This window comes from Streptomyces palmae, from assembly GCF_004684805.1.
Lineage (GTDB): Bacteria > Actinomycetota > Actinomycetes > Streptomycetales > Streptomycetaceae > Streptomyces > Streptomyces palmae.
On record NZ_SRID01000045.1, the window covers coordinates 20,255 to 28,378 of the forward strand.

3 protein-coding genes and 2 pseudogenes are annotated in these 8,124 nt (G+C 71.8%); 3 read left to right on the top strand and 2 right to left on the bottom strand.

Annotated features, from left to right (window positions below; all coding sequences use genetic code 11):
- Positions 1-269 precede the first annotated feature (269 nt).
- The 3 genes from E4099_RS07700 (at position 270) to E4099_RS07710 (ending at position 6,788) form a co-directional block, all read left to right on the top strand.
- Entirely contained in the window at positions 270-5,222 is a 4,953-nt protein-coding gene (locus E4099_RS07700) for an NAD-glutamate dehydrogenase (protein ID WP_135338198.1), read from the top strand.
- Between the two features lie 152 nt (positions 5,223-5,374).
- Entirely contained in the window at positions 5,375-5,866 is a 492-nt protein-coding gene (locus E4099_RS07705) for a VOC family protein (protein WP_135338199.1), read from the top strand.
- Between the two features lie 73 nt (positions 5,867-5,939).
- Positions 5,940-6,788, top strand: a complete 849-nt coding sequence (locus E4099_RS07710; RefSeq protein ID WP_209446549.1) for a MerR family transcriptional regulator — start codon at positions 5,940-5,942, stop codon at positions 6,786-6,788.
- A 204-nt stretch (positions 6,789-6,992) separates the two neighbouring features.
- On the opposite strand, the pseudogene E4099_RS34040 reads toward E4099_RS07710, so the two are convergent.
- A pseudogene (locus E4099_RS34040) lies at positions 6,993-7,160 on the bottom strand (glycosyl transferase); the annotation flags it as partial.
- A 420-nt stretch (positions 7,161-7,580) separates the two neighbouring features.
- A pseudogene (locus E4099_RS07725) lies at positions 7,581-8,124 on the bottom strand (hypothetical protein); the annotation flags it as partial.

The window sequence follows — 8,124 nt, forward strand, 5'->3', positions numbered from 1 at the left end:
GTAGCCTTACGTCGTGATCAGCGCGATATCCGCCAGAGGCGACGACGCCTCGGCTGTGCGCCCGGGGTGCTTCGGCGACCGGGCTGCCGCTGATCCGTTTCTCCAGGGGAACCGGCGCCGATCCGCCGAGAACGCCCCTGTCCTTCCCTATTCCGGCATACCGTCGTCGTATCGGAGCGGATTTTCCGCGCCACGACGTGATCAAGGTGATCGACGTGATGCCACCGCCATCGATGTCACGCAACGGCGCGCGACAGGAGCCAGAGGACATGCAGACCAAGCTGGACGAAGCCAAGGCCGAGCTGCTCGCGCGGGCCGCCCGGGTAGCTGAGAACAGCCCTGCCGGGGGACCGGTACAGGGCCCGGACCCGGACGCCCTCGCCGCGTACCTCCAGCGCTACTACCTGCACACCGCGCCCGAGGACCTGGCCGGGCGCGACCCGGAGGACCTCCTGGGCGCCGCCCTCTCCCACCACCGGCTGGCCGAAAACCGTCCTCAGGGGACCGCGAGCGTCCGCGTGCACACCCCGACCGTCGAGGAGAACGGCTGGACCTGCCCGCACTCCGTGGTCGAGGTCGTCACCGACGACATGCCCTTCCTGGTGGACTCGGTCACCAACGAGCTGTCCCGCCAGGGACGCGGCATCCACGTGGTGATCCACCCGCAGATGATCGTGCGCCGCGACCTGACCGGCAAGCTGATCGAGCTGCTGGACACCAAGGAGGGCAACGGCGGCGCCGCGCTGCCGCACGACGCGCTGATCGAGTCCTGGATCCACGTCGAGATCGACCGGGAGACCGACCGGGGCGACCTCAAGCAGATCACCGCCGACCTGCTGCGGGTGCTCTCCGACGTCCGCGAGGCCGTCGAGGACTGGGAGAAGATGCGCGAGGCGGCCCTGCGCATCGCCGCCGAGCTGCCCGAGGAACCCATCGCCGACGATCTGCGCGAGCAGGAGGTGGAGGAGGCCCGCGAGCTGCTGCGCTGGCTCGCCGACGACCACTTCACCTTCCTCGGCTACCGCGAGTACGAGCTGATCCAGGCGCCCACCGAGTCCGGTGGCGAGGAGGACGTGCTGAGCGCCATCGCCGGCACCGGCCTGGGCATCCTCCGCTCCGACCCCAAGCACCGCGACACCGACGGCGTCGCGCTGGCCGGCTCGCAGGCCTTCAGCCGGCTGCCCGCCGACGCCCGCGCCAAGGCCCGCGAGCACAAGCTGCTCGTCCTCACCAAGGCCAACAGCCGCGCCACCGTGCACCGTCCCTCGTACCTCGACTACATCGGCGTCAAGAAGTTCGACGCCAAGGGCAATGTGATCGGCGAGCGCCGGTTCCTGGGCCTGTTCTCCTCCGCCGCGTACACCGAGTCGGTGCGCCGGGTGCCGGTGATCCGCCGCAAGGTGCAGGAGGTGCTGGACGGCGCCGGCTTCGCGCCCGCCAGCCACGACGGCCGCGACCTGCTCCAGATCCTGGAGACCTACCCCCGCGACGAGCTCTTCCAGACCCCGGTCGACCAGCTCCGCTCCATCGTCACCTCGGTGCTCTACCTCCAAGAGCGCCGCCGGCTGCGGCTCTTCCTGCGCCAGGACGAGTACGGGCGCTACTACTCCGCGCTGGTCTACCTGCCGCGCGACCGCTTCACCACCGATGTCCGGCTGCGGCTGACCGACATCCTGCTGGAGGAGCTGAACGGCCGCGTCCCGGTCGACTTCACCGCCCTGCACACCGAGTCGGTCCTGTCCCGACTGCACTTCGTGGTGCGGGTGCAGCCCGGCACCGAGCTGCCCGACCTCACCGACGCCGACGTGGAGCGCATCGAGCGCCGACTGGTCGAGGCGGCCCGCTCCTGGGCCGACGGCTTCGCCGAGGCGCTGGGCGCCGAGGTCGGCGAGGAACGCGCCGCCGAGCTGATGCGCCGCTACGGCAACGCCTTCCCCGAGGGCTACAAGGCCGACCACTCGCCGCGCAGCGCCGTCGCCGACCTCCAGCACCTGGAGCGGCTGACCGCGGCCGGCGGGCAGCACGAGTTCGCGCTGAGCCTGTACGAGCCGGTGGGCGCGGCCCCCGGCGAGCGGCGCTTCAAGATCTACCGGGCCGGCAGCCAGGTCTCCCTCTCCGAGGTGCTGCCGGTGCTCAGCCGGCTCGGCGTGGACGTGGTCGACGAGCGCCCGTACGAGCTGCGCTGCTCGGACCGCACCTCGGCATGGATCTACGACTTCGGCCTGCGGCTGCCCGCCCGCAACGGCGACCCGCTGCCGGACGACGCCCGCGAGCGCTTCCAGAACGCGTTCGCCGCGGTGTGGACCGGCCGGGCCGAGAACGACAACTTCAACCAGCTGGTGCTCGGCGCCGGCCTGGACTGGCGGCAGGCCATGGTGCTGCGCGCCTACGCCAAGTACCTGCGGCAGGCCGGTTCCACCTTCAGCCAGGCGTACATGGAGGACACCCTCCGCACCAACGTGCACACCACCCGGCTGCTGGTGAGCCTGTTCGAGGCGCGGATGTCCCCGGAGCGGCAGCGCGCCGGCCTGGAACTCACCGACGCCCTGCTGGAGGAGCTGGAGGCCGCGCTGGACCAGGTGGCCTCGCTCGACGAGGACCGCATCCTGCGCGCCTTCCTCACCCTCATCAAGGCCACCCTGCGCACCAACCACTTCCAGACGGGCGAGGACGGTGCGCCGCACCCCTACCTGTCCATGAAGCTGGACCCGCAGGCCATCCCCGACCTGCCCGCGCCCCGCCCGGCGTACGAGATCTGGGTGTACTCGCCGCGCGTGGAGGGTGTGCACCTGCGCTTCGGCAAGGTCGCGCGCGGTGGTCTGCGCTGGTCCGACCGGCGCGAGGACTTCCGTACCGAGATCCTCGGCCTGGTCAAGGCGCAGATGGTGAAGAACACCGTCATCGTGCCGGTGGGCGCCAAGGGCGGCTTCGTCGGCAAGCGGCTGCCGGACCCGACCGTGGACCGGGACGCCTGGCTGGCCGAGGGCGTCGCCAGCTACAAGACCTTCATCTCCGGTCTGCTGGACATCACCGACAACCTGGTCGGCGGCGAGGTCGTACCGCCCAAGGACGTGGTCCGGCACGACGGCGACGACACCTACCTGGTGGTCGCCGCCGACAAGGGCACCGCCACCTTCTCCGACATCGCCAACGAGGTGGCCCAGTCCTACGGCTTCTGGCTCGGCGACGCCTTCGCCTCCGGCGGCTCCGCCGGCTACGACCACAAGGGCATGGGCATCACCGCCCGCGGCGCCTGGGAGTCGGTCAAGCGCCACTTCCGCGAGCTGGGCCACGACACCCAGACCCAGGACTTCACGGTGGTCGGCGTCGGCGACATGTCCGGCGACGTGTTCGGCAACGGCATGCTGCTGAGCGAGCACATCCGGCTGGTCGCCGCCTTCGACCACCGGCACATCTTCCTCGACCCGAACCCGGACGCCGCGGTCTCCTACGCCGAGCGCCGCCGGCTGTTCGAGCTGCCCCGCTCCTCCTGGGCCGACTACGACACCGACCTGCTCTCCGCGGGCGGCGGCGTCCACCCGCGCAGCGCCAAGTCCATCCCGATCACCCCGCAGGTGCGCGCCGCCCTCGGCATCGACCGCGGCATCGCCAAGATGACCCCGGCCGAGCTGATGAAGACCATCCTCAAGGCCCCGGTGGACCTGCTGTGGAACGGCGGCATCGGTACGTACGTCAAGGCGCACACCGAAAGCCACGGAGACGTCGGCGACAAGGCCAACGACGCGATCCGGGTGGACGGCCAGGACCTGCGCGTCAAGGTGGTCGGCGAGGGCGGCAACCTGGGCCTGACCCAGCTCGGCCGCATCGAGTTCGCGCTGACCGGCGGCCGGATCAACACCGACGCCATCGACAACAGCGCCGGTGTGGACACCTCCGACCACGAGGTGAACATCAAGATCCTGCTCAACGCGCTGGTCCGGGACGGCGACATGACCGTCAAGCAGCGCAACAAGCTGCTCGCCGAGATGACCGACGAGGTCGGCGCGCTGGTACTGCGCAACAACTACGCGCAGAACGTGGCCCTGGCCAACGCCATCGCCCAGGCCCACAGCCTGCTCCACGCCCACCAGCGCACCATGCGCCGCCTGGTGCGCGACGGGCACCTGGACCGCGCGCTGGAGTTCCTGCCCACCGACCGGGTGATCCGCGAGCGGCTGTCCGCCGGACGCGGCCTCACCCAGCCCGAGCTGGCCGTCCTGCTCGCCTACACCAAGATCACGGTGGCCCAGGAGCTGCTCGGCACCTCGCTGCCGGACGACCCCTACCTCCAGCGCCTGCTGCACGCCTACTTCCCCAAGGCGCTCAACGAGCAGTTCGGCGAGCAGATCGACGCCCACGCGCTGCGCCGCGAGATCATCACCACGGTGCTGGTCAACGACACCGTCAACTCCGGCGGCATCACCTTCCTGCACCGGATGCGGGAGGAGACCGGCGCCTCCATCGAGGAGATCGTCCGCGCGCAGACCGCCGCCCGCGCCATCTTCGGCCTGGGCGAGGTCTGGGACCAGGTCGAGTCCCTGGACAACGTGGTCCCGGCCGCCATCCAGACCCGGATCCGCCTGCACTCCCGCCGTCTGGTGGAGCGCGGCGCCCGCTGGCTGCTCAACAACCGCCCCCAGCCGCTGGAGCTGGCCCAGACCATCGACTTCTTCCGCGAGGGCGTGGCAACCGTCTGGGCCGAGCTGCCCAAGCTGCTGCGCGGCGCCGACCTGGAGTGGTACCAGAACATCCACGAGGAGCTCAGCTCCGCCGGAGTGCCGGAGGATCTGGCCACCAAGGTCGCCGGGTTCTCCTCCGCCTTCCCGGCACTGGACGTGGTGGGCACCGCCGACCGCATCGGCAAGGAGCCGCTGGCCGTCGCCGAGGTCTACTACTCCCTGGCCGACCGGCTGCAGATCACCCAGCTGATGGACCGCATCATCGAGCTGCCGCGCAACGACCGGTGGCAGTCGATGGCCCGCGCCTCCATTCGCGAGGACCTGTACGCGGCGCACTCGGCCCTCACCGCCGATGTGCTCTCGGTCGGCAACGGCACCTCGGACCCCGAGGAGCGGTTCAAGACCTGGGAGGAGAAGAACGCGGCCATCCTCCAGCGGGCCCGCACCACCCTGGAGGAGATCCAGAGCTCGGAGACCTTCGACCTGGCCAACCTCTCCGTGGCGATGCGCACCATGCGCACCCTGCTGCGCACCCACGCGTAGGCCCGGAGCGCGGCCGGCACCCGGCCGCACCGCCAACGGCGCCCCGCCACCGGACACCATCCGGTGGCGGGGCGCCGCCGTTCCCGGCGGGGCCCGGTCGGGTACGGACCGGGTTTGACCCTCACGCGACGGGAGGCTTGAGCATCGAGGGCATGAGCGCATACATCAGCCCGGTTCCCCTGCCGGACCTCGACGCCGTCGCCCCCGAGCCGTACAGCGGCTTCTACGGCATGCCCGTGTACAGCAGCCTGCCCACCCGCGACCTCGCGGCATCCAAGGACTTCTGGGTCCGGGGTCTGGGGTTCATCGACCTGTTCTCCATCCCCGGGCAGGTGGTCCACCTGCGGCGCTGGGCCTTCCAGGACGTGCTGCTGGTGCCCGGGGAGCAGGCGGCGCAGACTCCCGCGATGAGCATCTGCTTCTCCTGCGTACCCAGCCAGATCGAGGAGATCGCCGCCCGCTGCGAGGAGTTCGTACCCGGCTGCACCAGCGGCCCCAGGGAGATGCCCTGGAACTCCCTGGAGTTGACCGTCGTCACACCGGAGAACGCGCGGGTGGTGATGACGGCCGCGCGGCCGATCGATCCGGACAGCGCGCAGGCGGAGAGCCTGCGCGCCGTGGGCATCGAGATCCCGCGCAGCTGACCCCCGTGCGTACACCCGGAGAGGAGAGGCGGACGGACCGGTGGTGCGGCTGAGCGTGGGTGACACTGTCCGGGTGACGAACGAAGCCCGGGGAGGGCCACCGGACCTCACCGGGGAGAGCGCCGAGCCCGTCGGCCCCGAGGGGCTCACCGTCGGCCGGACGGCGGCACTGGTCGGGGTCAGCGTGCGGACGCTGCACCACTGGGACGGGATCGGCCTGGTGCGCCCGAGCGGACGCACCTGGGCCGGGTACCGGGTGTACTCCGAGGAGGACATCGCCCGGCTCCACCGGGTCCTGGTCTACCGGGAGATCGGCTTCCCACTGGCCGAGATAGGCCGGATCCTCGACGACCCCGGGGCGGACGCCCGCAGCCATCTGCGCCGGCAGCGGACGCAGTTGGAGGAGCGCATCGCCCGCCTGCGGAAGATGGTGGGCGCGGTCGACCGGATGCTGGAGGCCTCGCGGACCGGAATGCGGCTGACTCCGCAGGAGCAGGTCGAGATCTTCGGCGCCGACTGGCAACCGACCTGGGTCGAGGAGGCCGAGGACCGCTGGGGCGAGAGTGCCCAGTGGGCGCAGTACGCCGAGCGGGCCGCCGACATGTCGGCGGAGGACTGGAAGGAGGTCGCCGCCGCCACCGAGACCTGGAACGCCGACCTCGCCGCCGCGCGGCGCGCCGGTGTGGCGCCCGGCTCCGCCGAGGCCGACGCGCTCGCCGAGCGGCACCGCGAGCTGCTCTCGACCTACTTCGACTGCACCCACTCGATGCATGTCTGCATGGGGCGGATGTTCACCGAGGACCCCGGGTTCACCGCGTACTTCGACGCTCTCGCTCCGGGCCTCGCCCACTGGCTGTACGAGGTGATCGCCGCCAACGCCGCGGCGCGGGGGGTCGACCCGGAGACCGCCACCTGGAGGTGAACGCCGCGCGGGAGGCGGGGGCGGTGGGCAGCCCGGAGCCGCCTTCACCACCCCCGCTGGGGCGGCCCGGAGCCGTCTTCACCACCCCCGCCGGGGGGAGGGCGGGCTCAGCTCAGCAGGGACTCGACCAGGTCGGCGGCCCGCCGGGTGCCGCCCTCGGACCGCGCCTCGGTGCGCAGCTGACGCAGGCGGCGGGCGACCTCGGGCGAACGGCAGCACCGAGGTGCAGGGGACGAGTCCGGCGCCGGTGGGCGCGAGCAGATCGGCCATCGCCGGGTCGTTGGCATAGCTCACGCGGTGCCCCCGGGCCACCAGCTCGCGGATCACCTCAAGACTCGGCCGCACATGGCTGACCAGGGGATTCCCGATCATCGCGATATGGGCGCGGCGACGGGACACGGAGGCGGTGGGGCGCGCGGAGGCCGCGGAGGGCTTGGCGGGCGTGGAAGACACGGAAGACACGGAAGACAGGGAAGTCGCGGAAGACAAAGGGGCTCACTCGTTTCAGGGCTGCGGCGAAGAAGGACGGCACGCCGACGCGCCGCCCCCGCCGAGCACTGGCTCGGTCCTGGGCGCGCGTACACGGGCATGCGGGAGGGAGATCGGGGCACTGCCCCGTCCCTGGTCAGCCGTAGATCTGAGGGAACATGCCGGCGGCCCTAGCCGCCCGCGGTCCTCCGCGCACCGCAATTTCCGCCGCCTGACGGGCCGGTGCGCCTCATCCGCGCATCCACCGCAGGCCGACGCCGACCCGGAGGCGTTCAACCCGGGGCGATTCGGTCCTGCGGCGATTCAGTCCGGCGTTCGGTCCCGAGGCGTTCGGTTCTTCCGGGACGGGCTGATCCGGGAGGCGCTGATCCGAAAGGCACGTCGGCGGAGGTCGGCCAGGCGGCGGCGGACCGCGGGGCCGAGGGCGATCGGGGCGATCCGCAGGGTCAGGGTGCCGGTGTCGTCGGCGGGCAGCGGCTCGGCGGAGTGCGGACGGCCCCGGCGGTACCAGCGGGCTGGGGGGAGCCCGGCGGGGGTGGGCAGCTGCGAGGTGCGGCGGGTGCCCTCCGGGCCCCGGGTCTCCAGGGTGACCGTCCACTGCCCGGCGGACAGGGCCCTGAGACTGAGCAGCGCGGTGAACGGGGCGTTGGCCGCGTACCGCACCGCCACCTCCTGTACCGCCCCGGTGGCCGCCTCCTCGGCGCGCAGCCAAAGCGGCCAGCGGTCCGGCGCGGGTCCGGGGTGGCTGGTCGCGCGGTTCTCCCCCAGACTTCGTCCGGGAGGTGCCCCCACCCCCAGACTTCGTCCGGGGGACCCCAGCGCCCCTTTGGGGCACCGCTCGCGTCCC